This window comes from Bacillus sp. N13C7, assembly GCF_026790065.1.
In the GTDB taxonomy this organism is placed as follows: Bacteria; Bacillota; Bacilli; order Bacillales; family Bacillaceae; genus Bacillus.
Genome location: NZ_JALAMO010000013.1, coordinates 64,370 through 80,313 on the forward strand (window position 1 = coordinate 64,370; position 15,944 = coordinate 80,313).

The window sequence follows — 15,944 nt, forward strand, 5'->3', positions numbered from 1 at the left end:
TGCCCTGCTATTACTTTCGGAGGTGGACAGTTATGAATCATCGTGTACAACCTATTATTGCTGTATTAATTGCGCTGGGAGCGTTCGGTTTCCTCTATGTGCTGGTAACCAATCCCGGACAAATGGCAAAAATGGCGGTTACCGTCATCGTGGCAGGTATCATTATTTATTTTATTGTAAAATATGTAATGAATCGAAATGCGGGCAGCGAAGGAGCGGCCTTCCGAAAAGCGGCGAAACAGTCGCGGCGCCGGATGAAAGAACAAAAAGCAAAACACCGCGCAGGGCATAAGGGACGTGTCAGCCACCTGCGAAGCGTTCCAAGCGCCAGCAAGCCTAAGCCGATGATTCTCAAGAAAAAAAGCCAGACTCAGCTGACTGTTATAGAAGGGAAAAAAAATAAAAAGAAAAACAGAGCGCTTTTTTAATAGGTCCACTGTGTTAAAAATTGCTCTGTCCGTTTTTTACCTAGCTCAATCAGGGCTAGTTTTTTTTGTTGTGTTAAATGAAAGTCTGTCGTCATTACGCCGTCAACCGGCAGAAAAATGATATTTTGTTCATAGCGTGACGCAATATGCCTTGCGTCATGCGCATCCTTCATCGTTTCAAACAGGGCGCCAAACAGTTCGAAAGCGTTGCGGATATTTTTTTTCGGCCGCTCCCTTTCCCGCGGCGCAAGCGTTACACCGATTACAGGGCGTTTTCTTTCCTTTGAAAACAGCCAGATGGGAAAATTGCTTAACACTCCTCCGTCAACAACCGTGGCGGTGCCTATGTCCGTTTTTAATTTTATCGGTTCAAAGAAATACGGAATGCTGCAGCTCATTCTTACTGCTCTGGCAACCGGAAACATATCAGGATTTAATCCATAACGGACCAGATCGTCCGGCAAAACAATCATGGTGCCGTTTGTCAGATCAGAAGCGATAAGGCGCAGAGACCCTTTCTGCAAGTCCCCGAAAACCCTTATGCCTTTCGCTCTTAACAGGTCAGCAATCCATTTTTCTATCGTGTCGCCTTTATATAAGCCAAGACGCCAGTAGATAGACACCCACTGGAGCATTTTTAAGGGGAGAAATGAGTAGCGTTGGTCCAGCAATTTCTCTCCGTCCACTTCTTTAATTAACGCGTGGATTTCCTTACTGGTGTAACCTGAGGCAATGAAAGCGGCAATAATGGCGCCCGCGCTTGTACCCGCAAGCCGTTTAAAGCGGAAGCCTTTCTCCTCAAGCGCTTCATAAGCGCCTGCCAAAGCAATGCCTTTTACTCCGCCGCCGGAAAATACACCGTCAATATACATCTCAATTCCCCTCCCCCTCCAACCGATCGTTTATTATCATTTTAAGAAAACACACGAAAAAATAGACCAACGAATGAGGTATAGCACAGCGAATCAAAAAAGACGGCCTCCTTTGAGACCGCCTTTTTACTGATTATGATGTTCTGTTTTCTTTTGGATTGATTTCAGATCTTTTTTACGAGCATCATCTTCTTCAAAATATTGAACAAGATCTCCGATGCGATCAATGCTGTTCCAGCTTAAATGATGTTCAATTCCTTCGACATCATTATATATTTTCTCTTCATCAACACCAATGATTCTTAAAAACTGCTCAAGCAATTCATGTCTGTATACCAGCCGTTTGCCTATTTTTTTCCCTTTAGACGTTAACACGAGACCGCGATATTTTTCATAAATTAAATATTCGTCTTTATCTAGTTTTTGAACCATTTTCGTTACAGAGGAGGGATGGACTGCCAATGCTTCCGCGATATCGGAAACCCGTGCATATCCTTTTTCTTCAATCAGCATATAAATCTGTTCAATATAATCTTCCATACTTGGTGTTGTCATCGAAACCCTCCCAAAAAGCACCTTAACTTTATAAACCATTACAAGTTTACACTAATGAACTTGAAAAAACAAGGATGCTCCGCGGGCCAAAAGCCCTTTTTACCGCTTATAATTCCATTCATCTGAAGCGTATTTTGTTTCCGCCAAATGATGAACAAAATCAAGCTCTTCTTGAGATAGTTCGTACGGCTCCAAATGAATGTTAAGGCCTGTTTCAAATCCTTCTTTAAAGGCTTTACGGGCCTCATCCATCGTCACCCGCTTTTCTGTGAGTTCATTAATGGCAACCGCTTTATTTTTGAAATTGCGCTGCATCCGCTCTCTCACTCTTTCACTCGGATACAAAAACAGATCGAATAGCTTGTCCTCATCCAAATCAAGCAGTATAGAGCCGTGCTGAAGAATCACGCCTTTTTGCCGTGTTTGTGCGCTTCCCGCCACCTTGCGTCCCTCGACCACCAGCTCATACCAGGACGGCGCGTCAAAACAAACCGATGACCGCGGATTTTTCAAGCTTTCTTTTTCTTTTTCGGTTCTCGGGATGGCAAAGTAAGCGTCCAGACCGAGATTTCTGAAGCCTTGGAGTATGCCTTCTGAAATGACCCGGTATGCCTCAGTAACAGTCGCCGGCATTTCGGGATGCTCTTCCGAAACAATTACGCTATATGTCAATTCCTGATCGTGCAGAACGCCTCTCCCGCCGGTCGGGCGTCTTACAAATCCGAGATTATACTTATGTACTGCTTCAAAATTGATTTCCTTTTTAATATTTTGAAAATACCCTACAGAAAGAGTCGCCGGATTCCAGCCGTAAAAACGGATAACCGGGGGAATCTTCTTTTCGCTGTGCCAATATAAAAGCGCTTCATCAAGCGCCATATTAAATGCAGGGCTTGCATTGCCTGAGTCTATAAACCGCCAAGTTTCTTTTTCCATTTTAAGACCTTCCTTACCGTTTTAATAGAATTAGTTTATCAAACTGCCGGGAAAATGAAAAATATTTTCGTTTCATTATAGATGACAATCACGCCCGGCTTTACTATAATAGTACTTGTCGAAAACGGCTCTATGGCCTTGTTTTATGAGGCAAGGCTTTGATTTTATACGCTAAAGGAGTAGAATTGCATTGTCTAATATGATCGTTTTGATTATTTTTGCTGCGTTTATCGTTTATATGATTGCTTCATATATCTATCAGCAGCGAATTATGAAAACACTTACGGAAGAAGAATTCCGCGCGGGTTACCGAAAAGCGCAGCTTATTGACGTTCGTGAACCGAATGAGTTTGAGGGCGGACATATTTTAGGCGCCCGCAATATCCCGCTTTCTCAGCTGAAACAGAGAAAAAATGAAATTCGCCCGGACAAGCCTGTCTATCTGTACTGCCAAAACAGTGTGCGCAGCGGACGCGCGGCACAAACCCTGCGCAAAAACGGCTGCACTGAGATTTACAACCTAAAAGGCGGCTTTAAAAAGTGGGGCGGAAAGATTAAAGCAAAGAAATAAAGAAACAGCTGTCTGTACAGACAGCTGTTTTTATTTATTTCTCTTCCGCCTCGTATCTGAGCACCGGGTGTCTCGCCGCTTTTGTTTCATCCATTCTTTTTACAATGGTCGTATGCGGCGCCTCCTGGACGAGCTCCGGAGTCTCCTCCGCTTCTCTCGCAATTTGAATCATAGCGTCGATAAACGCGTCAAGTGTTTCTTTTGATTCTGTCTCTGTCGGTTCGATCATGATGCATTCTTCAACATTAAGCGGGAAATAAATTGTAGGCGGATGATAGCCGAAATCGAGCAGCCGTTTTGCAATATCAAGCGTACGCACTCCCAGCTTTTTCTGCCGCTTCCCTGACAATACAAACTCATGCTTGCAATGACGGTCAAACGGAAGATCGTAATAAGGCGCGAGCTTTCTCATCATATAGTTGGCATTTAACACTGCGTTCTCAGTAACAGCCTTTAACCCGTCAGGCCCCATGGAGCGGATATACGTATACGCTCTGACATTGATGCCGAAATTGCCGTAATACGGCTTCACGCGGCCGATTGCATGAGGACGGTCATAATCAAACGTAAAGCGCCCTTCTTTTTTGATTAAAACAGGTTTTGGCAAATAAGGAATCAGCTCTTTCTTTACACCCACAGGTCCTGAGCCGGGGCCTCCGCCGCCATGTGGCCCTGTGAATGTTTTATGCAGGTTGAGGTGCACTACGTCAAAACCCATATCTCCCGGTCTCGCCTTGCTCAAAACCGCATTTAAATTAGCGCCGTCATAGTACAGTTTTCCTCCCGCTTGGTGAACAATTTCCGCCATTTCAGTGATCTGTTCCTCAAACAAGCCAAGCGTGTTTGGATTCGTCAGCATAAGAGCCGCAGTTTCTTCATCCACTGCTCTTTTTAAATCCTCCAGATCAACAAGCCCGTTTTCATTCGATTTGACCGTTACTGTTTCAAAGCCTGCTACGGTCGCTGAAGCAGGGTTCGTCCCGTGCGCGGAATCAGGTACGATGACCTTCGTCCGTTTGACATCCCCGCGCGCTTCATGATACGCGCGGATCATCATCAGCCCCGTCCACTCGCCATGCGCCCCGGCAGCGGGCTGAAGCGTGACTTCATCCATTCCTGTAATTTCCTCAAGGTGCTCGCTTAAATCATATAAAAGCTCTAAAGCGCCCTGCACCGTGTCCTCATCCTGAAGAGGATGAATCGCAGCAAAACCGGGAATTCGCGCGATTTTTTCATTTATTTTCGGATTGTATTTCATTGTGCAGGAACCGAGCGGGTAAAAACCGGAATCCACCCCGTGGTTACGTTTGGACAGCGCTGTATAATGGCGCATGATATCCAGCTCTGACACCTCCGGCAGCTCTGCGTCCTCATCACGAATATAGGTGTCTGGCAATAGCTCCTCCAATTCGATTTCCGGTACATCGAGCTCCGGCAGACTATAGCCGATACGGCCTTCTCTGGAAAGCTCAAAAATAAGTGCCTGATCCTGATTACTCATGGCGATCCCCCAATTCCTGAATGAGTGCGTCAATTTCTTCTTTTGTTCTCAGCTCCGTTACCGCAATCAACATATGACAGTCCAGCTCCGAATACGTCAGCCCAAGATCATATCCGCCGATGATGCCTTTTGCCAACAGACGCTGGTTCACTGCTTTCACCGGCTCATCCAGTTTGATGACAAATTCATTAAACATCGGCCCGTCAAACATGACGGTGAGGCCGGCTTTTTTTGCTTCTTGCTTGGCATAGCTGGCTTTTAGGAGATTTTGGCGGGCGATTGCTTTTACGCCGTTTTTTCCGAGCGCTGTCATGGCGACAGAAGCTGCCAATGCATTTAAAGCCTGGTTCGAGCATATATTTGATGTCGCTTTATCTCTCCGGATATGCTGTTCCCTGGCTTGCAAAGTAAGCACAAAGCCTCTTTTGCCGTTTTCGTCTTCCGTTTGCCCGACGAGACGGCCCGGCACTTTTCTCATTAATTTTTTGTTGACTGCAAAAAAGCCGCAGTGCGGGCCGCCGTATGCGGAAGGAATGCCGAAAGGCTGCGCATCACCGACGACGATATCAGCATGAAACTTGCCCGGCGGAGTGAGAAGGCCTAGTGCAAGAGGGTTAGCTGACACAATAAACATGGATTTTCCTTGATGAGCGATAGGCTCAAGCTCCTTTAACGGCTCAACCCGGCCAAAAAAATTAGGGTACTGAACGATCACTGCAGCCGTGTCCTCGCAAACGGTTTGGCGCAAAGCATCAATATCAGTAACGCCATCTTTAGCGGGGACTTCAACGACCTCAATATACTGACCTTTTGCGTACGTTTTCAGCACTTCTCTCGATTCAGGATGCACGGTTTTTGACACAACGATTTTTTTCTTTTTCGTGTGTCCGGAAGCAAGCATGGCCGCTTCCGCCAAGGCTGTTCCGCCATCATACATAGAGGAGTTGGCGATATCCATTCCTGTCAGCTCACAGATCATCGTTTGGAATTCGAAAATGGCCTGAAGCTCCCCTTGTGAAATTTCCGGCTGATACGGTGTATAAGCCGTATAAAACTCAGAGCGTGAAATGACATGATCCACAATGACAGGCTGATAGTGGTCATATACACCCGCTCCCAGGAAAGACGCATGTTGTACAGTATCACAATTTTTAGAAGCCAGCTTCGTCAATTCTCTTGTTAATTCGGTTTCTGATTTCGCTTTTTTGATTTGATACTCTTTTTGATATCTGACGTTTTCCGGTATATCAGCAAATAATTCCTCAATGCTGTTTACGCCGATAGCAGCAAGCATCTCCTGTTTATCATTTTCTGTTGCGGGCAAATAACGGTGCTTCATGTGTTGACTCCTCTCCCCAAGAAAAAATATTAGCGTTTATAAAACGGTGTTTTGACTACCTTTGCTTTCACTAATTTTTTGCGAATCTCCACGTCTACTACAGTCCCGATTTCACTCGCTTCCGCAGCAACAAGAGCAAGGCCGACATTTTTCCCTAAAGTCGGTGACTGCGTGCCGGTTGTCACCTTTCCGACAGACTTGCCATTATGGAACACTTCATATCCGTGCCGCGGTATCCCTTTTTCGATCATTTCGAGACCGATAAGCTTTCGCTTCGCTCCATTTTCTTTCTGTTCACTCAATACAGACTTCCCGAAAAAGTCAGACTCCTTTTTGTGCTTTACGGCAAAGCCTATACCTGCTTCTATCGGCGTGATTTCACGAGTCAGCTCCTGGCCATAAAGCGGGAGCTTCGCTTCAAACCGGAGTGTATCACGGGCGCCGAGACCGCATGGAACCAGTCCGTGTTCCTCACCCACATCAATCACTTGTTTCCACAAATACACGGCATCATGAGCACGGCAGTAAATTTCAAACCCATCCTCTCCCGTATAGCCGGTGCGCGAAATAAGTGATTTGCAGCCGCTGATATCTGCTTCATCGATAAATGTAAACGGCTTTAATGAAGATAAATCTGCAGACGTCAGCATTTTTAAAATCGTTTCTGCTCTCGGCCCCTGTACAGCCAAGAGGGCAATTTGATCTGACTGATTGTCAATCTGTACGTCACCTGTTACATGCTCTTTCATCCACTCCAGGTCTTTGTCTATATTAGAAGCATTTATGACAAGCAGATAGCGATTCTCTCCTTTTTGATAGACAAGCAAATCATCGACGGTTCCGCCATCCGGATAGCACATCGCCGTATACAGCGCACGGCCTGGCGTTAACGCGGAAATATCATTTGTCATCAGCCTTTGCAAAAAAGGCAGGCTGTCGTTCCCTGACACTTCGATCTCTCCCATATGAGATACATCAAACAGTCCAGCTGCAGTTCGGACAGCCTCGTGTTCCTTTTTTATAGAAGAGAATTGGACAGGAAGCTCCCAGCCTCCAAAATCAATGGTTTTTCCTCCATATTTCTTATACAGTTCAAATAACGGCGTTCTTTTCAGCATCAAATTCCTCCCTTTTTTCAACGGCGCGGCTAAAAAAACATACAAAAAAGGACAGAGAAACGCCTCATGTAAAATGAAGGTTCTCTGTCCTGGCACCTGAAAGTTTACTTTGCATACGCAAAGACGTCCCCTTTGGTGGCTTGCGCAACCGCGCAAACACTCTCCAGAGTTGCGTCGAGCAAGAGTTCTTTTGCCTGAGAGATTCACTCCGCAGTTTGCTCCTTCGGCGCCTGTATCCCGAGGTTCTCGGTCAGGTCTCTCCCCTTGCTGTCATTCGCTCATATTTTCATGCTGTTATGGACATACTATAGCAATATCTTACATCAAATACATATTCATATCCTACCATCATCACTATATGCTGGGCAACAGCAATTTGGGCAGATTTTTCTTATATTGTTCATTTTAAGAATCGAAGAATAAGAAAGGCGGTTTCAAAGCTATGAACGCAGAAATGATCTACGATGCAAAATGGCCTCAAGAATTCGCTGAAAGGCTGAAAAATGATGGCCCGTGGGCGAACTGGGAGCTGTTCAAGCTATCTGCAGAAATCCAGAACACATTAGCAATTCCTGAATTCGAAGGCTTACGGGCCCCTTTATACCTGCCTTCCTTTACGCCGCTTCCTCACCAGCTTGAGGTGGCGCAAAAAGTGGTTGAAAAAATGAACGGAAAAGCAATTTTAGCAGATGAGGTGGGCCTCGGGAAAACAGTTGAAGCCGGACTGATTCTAAAAGAATATATGATTCGCGGTTTAGCCAAAAAAATTTTAATCCTTGTGCCCGCTTCCCTTGTGTCACAGTGGGTCAAAGAGCTTCAGGAAAAATTTTTGATCCCTGCTGTTGAACAAAAGAAAAGCTACGTGTGGGAGCAATGCGATATTGTCGTCTCATCAATTGACACCGCAAAGCGCTCGCCCCACCGTGAAATTGTGCTGTCCATCCCCTATGATCTCGTTATTATTGATGAGGCACACAAACTGAAAAATAGCAAAACGAAGAACTATGAATTTGTCCGGAATCTCGTAAAAAAATATTGCCTGCTCCTAACCGCGACGCCAATTCAAAACCGGATCGAAGAAATTTTCAATTTGGTGTCGTTATTAAAGCCTGGCCATTTAGGCAGTCAGAATCACTTTCAGGAGGAGTTCGCTAAGAAAAAATCAAGTTTAGAAGCGCATGAGCATTTAAAAGATCTTGTGAATAAAGTCATGATCCGCAACAGGCGGCATGACACCGGGCTGACCTGGAAGCAGCGCCATGTTGAAACAGTGCCCATTGAATTTTCTCCATCTGAGCAGGCGCTGTATGATGAAATCTCCCGCCTGAAGGAAGGCATCAATAAGCCGGCCAGCATGTTCTCTATTATGACCCTGCAAAGAGAATGCTGTTCGAGCAGAGAAGCGGTATATATGACGCTGAAAAAAATGCTTGATCAAAAGGAGAAACAAGCACCAGCCATCGATGAGCACACCATTTCAGTTTTAATTGACCGGATCAATCAAGTGACACAAAACTCTAAGGCGCTTCAAGTCGTTGACCTGATCAAAAAGATAGACGATAAGGTCATCATTTTTACAGAATACCGGGCAACCCAGATTTATCTGCAATGGTTTCTTCAGCAGAACGGCATCAGTTCGGTTCCCTTCAGAGGCGGATTCAAACGCGGGAAAAAAGACTGGATGAAGGATCTTTTCCGCGGAAAGGTCCAAGTCCTGATTGCAACTGAAGCAGGCGGTGAAGGAATCAACCTGCAATTTTGCAATCATATGATTAACTATGACCTGCCATGGAATCCGATGCGCCTTGAGCAAAGAATCGGAAGAATTCACAGGCTCGGCCAGGAGCGTGACGTGCACATTTACAACATGGCGACAAAACATACGGTGGAAGAGCATATTTTAAAGCTGCTATACGAAAAAATTCATTTATTTGAAAAAGTGGTCGGCGAACTTGATGATATTTTAACGAAAATTCAAGTGAACAATTTTGAAGAGCACTTGCATGATATTCTGTACCATTCAGCTACAGAAGAAGAAATGAAGATTAAAATGGATAACTTAACCTCATTTTTGTCTTATAAAAAACAGCAGCCAGCTGAAAAAAGAGGGTCTTAGCCTGTAAGGAGGTTTTATAAGTGAGACAGCAAGAGGTTCACGATTTTCTGCTACGCTTTTTCCAGGCACACAGCTGCCAGATTGTTGAGCAAGGTTCCGGTTATATGACGGTGCAGCTTACAGTTGAAATGGACAAACAGATCATGAACCGACCTTTCTACTGGCATTGGCGCGAGAAGACAGGCGGTGATCCGAATCCAATGAAAATCACTTTTATTACAGATAAGGAAACCGCTCCAAAAGACCTAGACGGCGAATTTATTTATTTTGGGGCGCCCCGTTTATTTCAAATATTCAAAGCTGTAAAACAAAATGGGAGATTTACCAGAATGTATGAGAAAATTGAATCAGCTGGAGCTAAAGTCCCGCTTCAGCCTTGGCTTGGTATAAATGTCACGATTTCATACCAGTCCGACATGAAAAAGGACAAGCTATTGTCGCTAGGTCTTCACCTAGTCTCTGGAACCATGATTGAAGATTTTCAAAGCAAGCTGACACAGCTTTCGCTGACGTCTCAAATAAGTGACTATTGCTTCACCATATCGCCTATGATCAAACCAGAAAGCGGCCTTAAGCGCATGGAAAACTATATTGCTACATCTGCCATGCAGGAGCCGTCAGACTGGGCAGAACAGGCTGTAAACAGGTGGAGAAATGATATGGAATTGCTTGACAAGTTTTATGAGCATATAGAAGAAAAACCAGAAGAGTACTATCTAGAAAAACAGGCGCTGAAAGCCTTGTATCAACCAAAGATATCAGTTGAAGTTGAAAATGGCGGATTATTTTATCTGCAAAATAACATTTCAAGCTAACTTTTTTACCATTCGACATCGTTCTCGTTTTTTTTAAAAAAATGCAACTATAATAAAGATATATTGGAAAAAAATTCTGGCAATTTCAATGACAAATGACTTCCAGAGACCAAAGAAGGCATACAATGAGTCATGGCCGGACTGGCTGAAATACATAAACAAGTATTTTAGGAGGAGAAACTGCATGAAAAATGCGAAACAAGAGCACTTCGAATTAGATCAAGAATGGGTTGAATTAATGATGAAAGCCAAAGAAGCAAATATCAGCCCGGAAGAAATACGAAAATATTTACTTTTAAACAAAAAGTCTGCTCATCCTGGTCCGGCAGCCAGAAGTCATACCGTAAATCCTTTCTGAATGTGCTATAATATCACAAGGAAGGTGATGACATTGATTGGCCAGCGTATTAAACAATACCGTAAAGAAAAAGGCTACTCACTATCAGAACTAGCTGAAAAAGCTGGGGTAGCGAAGTCTTATTTAAGCTCAATAGAACGAAATCTACAAACGAACCCCTCCATTCAATTTCTCGAAAAAGTCTCCGCTGTTCTGGACGTCTCGGTTCATACTTTGCTCGATGAAAAACATGAAACCGAATACGATGGTCAATTAGATAGTGAATGGGAGAAATTGGTTCGCGATGCAATGACATCCGGGGTATCGAAAAAACAATTTCGTGAATTTTTAGATTATCAAAAATGGAGAAAGTCCCAAAAAGAGGAGTAGTGCCTGAGCAGAGGCACTTACTCCTCTTTTGTCAATACACATAGAGACGGCCCAGTAATATACTGGGCCGTCTCTTCATTATTGCTGCTATTAATTTTTATCCTCACTGTGCGCTTTTTCATTTTCTTTCACATAACCGTCTTTATCTGTATGTTCCTTTTTGATCGTCAAACCATTCCATTGTGTCGCTTCAAATGTGAATTGAAGCTGAATAGAATTGCCTTGGTATTTATTTTGAACCATTTGGCCGTTTTCATCTTTTGTTTTGTCGTCTTTGAATTGGATCTCCATTTGAACTTTGTCAAAATCAGTCGGCGTTTTTGGAATGCCATCATATTCAGGAGCGGTTTTACCGTCAATTGTTGCTACATTGACTTTACCGCTTGCATTTAAGAATTTAGGGTCAATTTGTTTTTTGATTTTCTCAGCAGCCGCTGTATCATTCTTAGCGGACATCAAATACAGGTCTTTGAGGTTCGCATCATCTAAAATAATGTTTTTCGGGTAACCATTGCCGCCCTCTTTTCCAACTGTCAATAATGTCACTTCAAACTGGCTGAGAAAATCTTCTGGAGATGTATTGCTGCCGCCGTTCGCTTTAAATTCACCGTAATTCAGCGCCATTAATACCTCTTTGATTGCAAGTGAGCCGTTATTTTCAAAATGGAAATCTTTCGTTAATTTGTCACCCGGCTTTAGATTTGATAAGTTGACATTCGCTGAATTTTCTTTAGCTGATAAATCCAGTGTACCTGATGCAAAAGTAGCATCCGTTGATTTAATGTCGTTAAATGCTGCCCATGTTCCTCCTCCAACTAAGGCTAATCCTAGTGCCGCAGAAGCAACTCCTAAACTCAATTTCTTTTTCATACCCATGGCAAACTCCCCTTTTATTGAATGATTTTATATCGAAACCTGTTGCCAGGTTTACAACTGATGTTAAGTGGACATGGTATTGTCCTTTGTATTTGTTTCCAAAGCTTTTGTCTTTCTTTCAATTTCTCTAATGGCGCTTGTGATCGTCACAAAAGCGTACACCAGCAGCATCACGCCGGGAACAATCAGTAAAACAGCAGTTCCGATCGGCTGACTGGCAAAATGAAGCATATAGCCGGCATATGGAAGCTGAAAACCTGTGTATTGCGCGCGGACATTTTCGTCTGAAACAAGCGCTGAATCAGCTGCGGCGTTATTGTCCCCTTTTGTTTTAAATAACAAATGGCTTCCTTGCTTTGTTACATCAACAATCCTGTGGGTGACCGCCGTATTTGCATCCTGCATAAATGTAATGACATCACCCTTTTGGAGCTCTTTCACATCAGTGATTTCTTTGACCAATATTAAAGAGCCTGTATTGAACTCCGGCTCCATTGAACCTGACAAAACTGATTTCAGCGTGTATCCAAACACTGCCGGCTCTCCCCCGGATGAACGTGTTGATATCACGATAAGTGTCAGCATAATAATGAGAGTAAAGATGATCACGTAGAGAATATTACTGATCAGCTTCATTGCTTTTTTCATCCTCTTCCCCGCTTTCCTTCTGAACTGATTGAGTTTCTTTTTCTTCTTTTACAGCTTCTTGAGATGCAGCTTCTTTAGTTGATTTTTCCAGTAAATCGTTTTGAAATGTTTCTTTCTCATTTTTGACTGCAGGCTTGGTTTCTTTTTTTGGAACTGTCGGTTTCTCATCGCACTTTGCAAGCGTCATAGGCTTCGACCACTCAAATGTACTGCCGTCTGCCGGGTAGCCGGCCGGTTTATATACTTTAAATGCATAAATGCCGGGTTTCATTTTTTTCTTCGTCTCAATTTTATAAACTGAATCGCCGATTTGATTGGAAACGAATCCTTTTTCGATCACATTTCCATCCTTTAACGGTTTGCGGGCATTTTCCAGCTTATGAAGCTCCCACTTCCATTTGGATTTCTTTAGTTTCTCGCCTGTATTTTCGAGCTCAGCAAATAATGTAACAGGTGAGCATACCGTGCCTTTTGTATCCGTTTGATCTGATAGGTGCAAATCGCTTTGATCCCAGCGTTTATCGTAATGGCAGTTTTTATCTGTATGCTGAAAGTCATTACACGTTTGAAGCGAAACATCAAACGTTTTAATATCATGAAAAGCAGCGCTTGTATCACCGGAAAATTGTAAGCATATCGCGGCAGTCAGACTAAAAATGACTGAAAGCTGAAAAATAAGCAGAACTCTCAGCTTCGTTTTCGCCTTTTGCTGATTGCGGAACAATCGAAACATACTCTACCTCCTGTAAAACCTGTCACTCGATATGACAAACGTTCTTTTTAAAGAACTATACAAATAGAGTATAATCAACGTTTTAGGGATTTAAAAACACCAAAATCGACCGTTTTGTTCGCTTAAAAGAATGTTTTCATCAAATTACAAAGTCTTGCTCATTATTGCTCATCTTTTGAAATTTTTGGGATTATTATGTGAGAAATTAAATGCATAGCCACATATGATTTGGTAATAATAAACAAAGAAAGGGTGACAGCATGATGATCAAACAATGTGTGATTTGTCTTTCTCTTCTCGTTTTCAGCACAACTGCCGCTTACGCAGAAGAAACACCGCTTGTGACCGCCCGCCACACATCAAAATGGGAAGAGCTTGCTGTAAAAGAAGCCAAAAAAAGGTACCCGCTTGCACAGGTACTATTTAAACAAAAAGTATGGGACCGCAAAAGAAAAGATGAAGCAGTAAAGCAATACCACTTAACCTTGAGGGAAGGATCAAAGGAATTCGGCGTATTTGTGACAATTTCATTTGATCCTCACAGCCAAAAGGTCAATAAAATTGCCATATTAGAAGAATATCAATAAGGTCCTCCATATTTGAAGGACCTTATTCGTTTATATTTGTAATTATCTTTTCCGCTTGAGCCATAGCCTGAAACCATAGGGTAAAATACCGAACCAATGCTGTGAAGCGGGTGTTTTTGTTTCTTTCCGCACCTCTTTTCGTTCTTTTCGCTCATCTTTCGGAGTATCTATATATTTGACAAATTGCTGAGTCATATATTTGACATAATCATTCGTTTTCACGTGATCACCTCATCATTCAATTATTATGAGTGTTGGCTTACATGACTTTTTTTATACTCTTTTCTCTGCTTTATTCTGTCCAGCTCAGTAGCTTTTTCCGTTTTTGATCGAACACTAGCTGTGCAGTTCTTTCTGTTCCCGACTCCGTACTGGCTTTTAAGCTGATTTCTTTTTGCTCTTTTATCGATGTATCATAAATGTGATAAGAAACCTTCCCATATGCAAACTGCTGTGAACCGTGTTGGCCGCCTTTCCGTTTCTCAAGAACATGGCGAATTGACAGAAGTGCGCCATTCTGAAGCAAATTCTCTCCTGTGTATAACTCTTTTGTTTCCTTTTCAAACATGCAGCGTGACATATATTGGGCAGCAGTAAAGTTCACAATCAACAGCATAAGCGCAGACACAAAAAGAACCGCTGGATAAATAAACCCTTTCGAGCTGTACATTCATCCTCCTCCTAAAGATGTATAAACCGGAAAAGCAGTTTGATACTCTTTTTCGTCCCTGCTCTTAATATTCAGAATCACAATCCCATTTTTAATATCAGCTTTCATTGCAGTCATATGATCGAGAATCGGCACATGCCCTTTGCCATCCACTCTTTTTCTTATCATTGATTGATAGGTTTCAAACCTGGTGTTTTGCCCGGAAAAGTTGGTGCAGATCAATACACTCCCATGCTCGGCTGTCTTTACCGTCCGAGACTGCTTGCACTCGTTCATCATCTGCTCCATTGAAATTATATATTCTTCCTGTGTAAAACCATTATGTTCCTGCTGCCGTGACAAAAACAAATGAAAGATCATTGATAACGATCCTGATATGAGCAAAAAGACGGAGAGAGAAAATAATACGTTAAGAAGCGTATAGCCAGTCTGTCCGCAGAATGCTGAGACAAAATGCTTTTTCTTTATAAGCTGCAGCTGAGATGCATACGTTTTGATACTCCCCCTCCTCCTCCCACTTCAGCGTATAGAAAGTATTGTTCTTTGTAACAGACGCAGTTCCTTCACCAGTCATCATATATTTGCTAATGCTTTCGTTCATCACCTGGTAGCCAATCTCTCGTGATTCCGCCATATTTTCATCAGCTATCAGCTTGTCCCACAAAGGAACGACTGTCAGCAGCAGAAACAGCCACAGGCTTAGCGCAGACATTGTTTCGATTGTAGAAAAACCTTTATTTTCTCTCCACATTGACTGTCCCGCTCCCTAAAAAAATCGTTATGTCATAAACAGCATGTCCTTTTATTCGAATTTTTCCGCCTGCATTCGGATGCCCTTTCTCATTGAATTCCAAACGGTTTTTTAATGTTAGCGGTTCTATAGAAAGTCCCGTTGTATACGGACGTTCAATCACCTTATCCCCCATGACTACTTGATATTCGTTTCTATGAAAGAGAATGTTTGTCCTTTGATGAGTGGAAATAGAAGTCTGCTGTGCAAGCATAATGTCGTTTTTCAGCTGCCATGCCGCTTGCCGAACAGAAGTATTGGCATAAACAGGGGGAAGTGTAGTAAACACGGCAATCAAGAGGATAGAGGCGAGGCTTAACACAAGCAAGCTCTCTAGAAGGGTAAACCCCTTCTCCTCGTTTAATTTAATGTTCAACCTTAACTTCTCCGTCACTGATGATAATGCGCTTCCCATTTGGGCAAGCTGCATCCTTTTTCACATAGCCCTCTGACTGTAAATCTGAAAGGCTCGGTGTCTGTCCTTCATGATCAAGCTCAAATGCAGTCATTTGTGCCTTAATCATGTTTTGCAGGCCTTCACAGCCCTTTTTTTGAATGGTTTGATTATGTTTCGTGACGTTCGGTATCGTAATTAAAAGCAAGATTGAAATAATAAAGAGCACAATTAACATTTCAACAAGTGTGAATCCTTTCTCATTCAT

The 15,944-nt window shown here is 43.0% G+C and carries 22 protein-coding genes and 1 riboswitch; of the genes, 7 read left to right on the forward strand and 15 right to left on the reverse strand.

Annotated features, from left to right (window positions below; translation table 11 throughout):
* The first annotated feature begins 32 nt into the window (after positions 1–32).
* Positions 33–428, forward strand: a complete 396-nt coding sequence (locus tag MOB98_RS14775) for an SA1362 family protein (protein ID WP_268360682.1) — start codon at positions 33–35, stop codon at positions 426–428.
* Here the strand turns inward: MOB98_RS14775 and MOB98_RS14780 are convergent.
* The 3 genes from MOB98_RS14780 to lipM form a co-directional block, all read right to left on the reverse strand.
* The gene (locus MOB98_RS14780; RefSeq protein ID WP_268360684.1) at positions 425–1,300 is read right to left on the reverse strand and encodes a patatin-like phospholipase family protein; all 876 of its coding nucleotides are present in this window, start codon (positions 1,298–1,300) and stop codon (positions 425–427) included. The two genes, MOB98_RS14775 and MOB98_RS14780, sit on opposite strands and share 4 nt — an antisense overlap.
* Positions 1,301–1,426: 126 nt before the next feature.
* Positions 1,427–1,855 carry a transcriptional regulator MntR gene (mntR, locus tag MOB98_RS14785; RefSeq protein WP_003236923.1) on the reverse strand — a complete coding sequence of 143 codons (429 nt, stop codon included), beginning with the start codon at positions 1,853–1,855 and terminating at the stop codon, positions 1,427–1,429.
* A 99-nt stretch (positions 1,856–1,954) separates the two neighbouring features.
* Positions 1,955–2,791, reverse strand: coding sequence for an octanoyltransferase LipM (lipM, locus tag MOB98_RS14790; RefSeq protein WP_268360686.1), 837 nt, complete (start codon positions 2,789–2,791; stop codon positions 1,955–1,957).
* A 190-nt stretch (positions 2,792–2,981) separates the two neighbouring features.
* Between lipM and MOB98_RS14795 the strand changes: the two genes are divergently transcribed.
* A complete protein-coding gene (locus tag MOB98_RS14795; RefSeq protein ID WP_268367154.1) occupies positions 2,982–3,362 on the forward strand; it encodes a rhodanese-like domain-containing protein in 381 nt (126 codons plus the stop codon).
* A 34-nt stretch (positions 3,363–3,396) separates the two neighbouring features.
* Here MOB98_RS14795 and gcvPB read toward each other — a convergent pair whose 3' ends face one another.
* Genes gcvPB through gcvT form a run of 3 tightly spaced genes read right to left on the reverse strand, consistent with a single transcriptional unit; the run spans position 3,397 to position 7,320 of the window.
* Positions 3,397–4,863, reverse strand: coding sequence for an aminomethyl-transferring glycine dehydrogenase subunit GcvPB (gcvPB, locus tag MOB98_RS14800; RefSeq protein ID WP_268360688.1), 1,467 nt, complete (start codon positions 4,861–4,863; stop codon positions 3,397–3,399).
* Positions 4,856–6,202, reverse strand: a complete 1,347-nt coding sequence (gcvPA, locus tag MOB98_RS14805; RefSeq protein WP_268360690.1) for an aminomethyl-transferring glycine dehydrogenase subunit GcvPA — start codon at positions 6,200–6,202, stop codon at positions 4,856–4,858. The genes gcvPB and gcvPA overlap by 8 nt, the downstream gene beginning before the upstream one ends.
* A gap of 29 nt (positions 6,203–6,231) precedes the next feature.
* Complete coding sequence (gene gcvT, locus MOB98_RS14810; RefSeq protein ID WP_268360692.1) at positions 6,232–7,320, reverse strand: glycine cleavage system aminomethyltransferase GcvT; 1,089 nt, start codon at positions 7,318–7,320, stop codon at positions 6,232–6,234.
* Between the two features lie 172 nt (positions 7,321–7,492).
* Positions 7,493–7,594: riboswitch (glycine riboswitch) on the reverse strand.
* A gap of 168 nt (positions 7,595–7,762) precedes the next feature.
* Between gcvT and MOB98_RS14815 the strand changes: the two genes are divergently transcribed.
* The 4 genes from MOB98_RS14815 (at position 7,763) to sinR (ending at position 10,978) form a co-directional block, all read left to right on the forward strand.
* On the forward strand, positions 7,763–9,436 hold the full coding sequence (locus tag MOB98_RS14815) for a DEAD/DEAH box helicase (RefSeq protein ID WP_268360694.1): 1,674 nt from the start codon (positions 7,763–7,765) through the stop codon (positions 9,434–9,436).
* 20 nt (positions 9,437–9,456) lie between these two features.
* A complete protein-coding gene (locus MOB98_RS14820; protein WP_268360695.1) occupies positions 9,457–10,251 on the forward strand; it encodes a YqhG family protein in 795 nt (264 codons plus the stop codon).
* A 184-nt stretch (positions 10,252–10,435) separates the two neighbouring features.
* A complete protein-coding gene (gene sinI / locus MOB98_RS14825; protein WP_003226347.1) occupies positions 10,436–10,609 on the forward strand; it encodes an anti-repressor SinI in 174 nt (57 codons plus the stop codon).
* 33 nt (positions 10,610–10,642) lie between these two features.
* Positions 10,643–10,978: a transcriptional regulator SinR gene (sinR, locus tag MOB98_RS14830; protein WP_003226345.1), complete on the forward strand. Its 336-nt coding sequence runs from the start codon at positions 10,643–10,645 to the stop codon at positions 10,976–10,978.
* A 90-nt stretch (positions 10,979–11,068) separates the two neighbouring features.
* Here the strand turns inward: sinR and tasA are convergent, their stop codons facing one another.
* From tasA to tapA, 3 genes are all read right to left on the reverse strand, one after another.
* Positions 11,069–11,854 (reverse strand): biofilm matrix protein TasA, encoded by a 786-nt coding sequence (gene tasA / locus MOB98_RS14835; protein WP_268360696.1) that lies wholly within the window; start codon positions 11,852–11,854, stop codon positions 11,069–11,071.
* Between the two features lie 63 nt (positions 11,855–11,917).
* Positions 11,918–12,490, reverse strand: coding sequence for a signal peptidase I SipW (gene sipW / locus MOB98_RS14840; protein WP_268360697.1), 573 nt, complete (start codon positions 12,488–12,490; stop codon positions 11,918–11,920).
* Positions 12,474–13,235: an amyloid fiber anchoring/assembly protein TapA gene (tapA, locus tag MOB98_RS14845; protein ID WP_268367155.1), complete on the reverse strand. Its 762-nt coding sequence runs from the start codon at positions 13,233–13,235 to the stop codon at positions 12,474–12,476. The genes sipW and tapA overlap by 17 nt, the downstream gene beginning before the upstream one ends.
* Before the next feature lie 260 nt (positions 13,236–13,495).
* On the opposite strand from tapA, the gene MOB98_RS14850 reads away from it, so the two are divergent.
* Entirely contained in the window at positions 13,496–13,822 is a 327-nt protein-coding gene (locus MOB98_RS14850) for a YqzG/YhdC family protein (RefSeq protein WP_268361120.1), read from the forward strand.
* Between the two features lie 42 nt (positions 13,823–13,864).
* Here MOB98_RS14850 and MOB98_RS14855 read toward each other — a convergent pair whose 3' ends face one another.
* From MOB98_RS14855 to comGC, 6 genes are all read right to left on the reverse strand, one after another.
* A complete protein-coding gene (locus MOB98_RS14855) occupies positions 13,865–14,044 on the reverse strand; it encodes a YqzE family protein (RefSeq protein ID WP_268361122.1) in 180 nt (59 codons plus the stop codon).
* Positions 14,045–14,114: 70 nt separating this feature from the next.
* Positions 14,115–14,492, reverse strand: coding sequence for a competence type IV pilus minor pilin ComGG (gene comGG, locus MOB98_RS14860; protein ID WP_268361123.1), 378 nt, complete (start codon positions 14,490–14,492; stop codon positions 14,115–14,117).
* Positions 14,493–14,876, reverse strand: a complete 384-nt coding sequence (comGF, locus tag MOB98_RS14865; protein ID WP_268361125.1) for a competence type IV pilus minor pilin ComGF — start codon at positions 14,874–14,876, stop codon at positions 14,493–14,495. It abuts the gene before it with no gap.
* A gap of 25 nt (positions 14,877–14,901) precedes the next feature.
* Positions 14,902–15,243 carry a competence type IV pilus minor pilin ComGE gene (gene comGE, locus MOB98_RS14870; protein WP_268361127.1) on the reverse strand — a complete coding sequence of 114 codons (342 nt, stop codon included), beginning with the start codon at positions 15,241–15,243 and terminating at the stop codon, positions 14,902–14,904.
* Entirely contained in the window at positions 15,227–15,658 is a 432-nt protein-coding gene (comGD, locus tag MOB98_RS14875) for a competence type IV pilus minor pilin ComGD (RefSeq protein WP_268361129.1), read from the reverse strand. The genes comGE and comGD overlap by 17 nt, the downstream gene beginning before the upstream one ends.
* Complete coding sequence (comGC, locus tag MOB98_RS14880; protein WP_268367156.1) at positions 15,648–15,944, reverse strand: comG operon protein ComGC; 297 nt, start codon at positions 15,942–15,944, stop codon at positions 15,648–15,650. Before comGC ends, comGD begins: the two co-directional genes overlap by 11 nt.

What these genes read in the sequence shown, in the direction of transcription:
- gcvT (WP_268360692.1), bottom strand. Translation starts at nt 7,320, where the DNA reads ATGCTGAAAAGAACGCCGTTATTTGAACTGTATAAGAAATATGGAGGA.
- lipM (WP_268360686.1), bottom strand. Translation starts at nt 2,791, where the DNA reads ATGGAAAAAGAAACTTGGCGGTTTATAGACTCAGGCAATGCAAGCCCT.
- MOB98_RS14850 (WP_268361120.1), top strand. Translation starts at nt 13,496, where the DNA reads ATGATGATCAAACAATGTGTGATTTGTCTTTCTCTTCTCGTTTTCAGC.
- mntR (WP_003236923.1), bottom strand. Translation starts at nt 1,855, where the DNA reads ATGACAACACCAAGTATGGAAGATTATATTGAACAGATTTATATGCTG.
- comGE (WP_268361127.1), bottom strand. Translation starts at nt 15,243, where the DNA reads ATGTGGAGAGAAAATAAAGGTTTTTCTACAATCGAAACAATGTCTGCG.
- MOB98_RS14815 (WP_268360694.1), top strand. Translation starts at nt 7,763, where the DNA reads ATGAACGCAGAAATGATCTACGATGCAAAATGGCCTCAAGAATTCGCT.
- MOB98_RS14775 (WP_268360682.1), top strand. Translation starts at nt 33, where the DNA reads ATGAATCATCGTGTACAACCTATTATTGCTGTATTAATTGCGCTGGGA.
- comGG (WP_268361123.1), bottom strand. Translation starts at nt 14,492, where the DNA reads ATGTACAGCTCGAAAGGGTTTATTTATCCAGCGGTTCTTTTTGTGTCT.
- MOB98_RS14780 (WP_268360684.1), bottom strand. Translation starts at nt 1,300, where the DNA reads ATGTATATTGACGGTGTATTTTCCGGCGGCGGAGTAAAAGGCATTGCT.
- sinI (WP_003226347.1), top strand. Translation starts at nt 10,436, where the DNA reads ATGAAAAATGCGAAACAAGAGCACTTCGAATTAGATCAAGAATGGGTT.
- gcvPA (WP_268360690.1), bottom strand. Translation starts at nt 6,202, where the DNA reads ATGAAGCACCGTTATTTGCCCGCAACAGAAAATGATAAACAGGAGATG.
- comGC (WP_268367156.1), bottom strand. Translation starts at nt 15,944, where the DNA reads ATGAATGAGAAAGGATTCACACTTGTTGAAATGTTAATTGTGCTCTTT.
- gcvPB (WP_268360688.1), bottom strand. Translation starts at nt 4,863, where the DNA reads ATGAGTAATCAGGATCAGGCACTTATTTTTGAGCTTTCCAGAGAAGGC.
- sipW (WP_268360697.1), bottom strand. Translation starts at nt 12,490, where the DNA reads ATGAAGCTGATCAGTAATATTCTCTACGTGATCATCTTTACTCTCATT.
- tapA (WP_268367155.1), bottom strand. Translation starts at nt 13,235, where the DNA reads ATGTTTCGATTGTTCCGCAATCAGCAAAAGGCGAAAACGAAGCTGAGA.
- tasA (WP_268360696.1), bottom strand. Translation starts at nt 11,854, where the DNA reads ATGGGTATGAAAAAGAAATTGAGTTTAGGAGTTGCTTCTGCGGCACTA.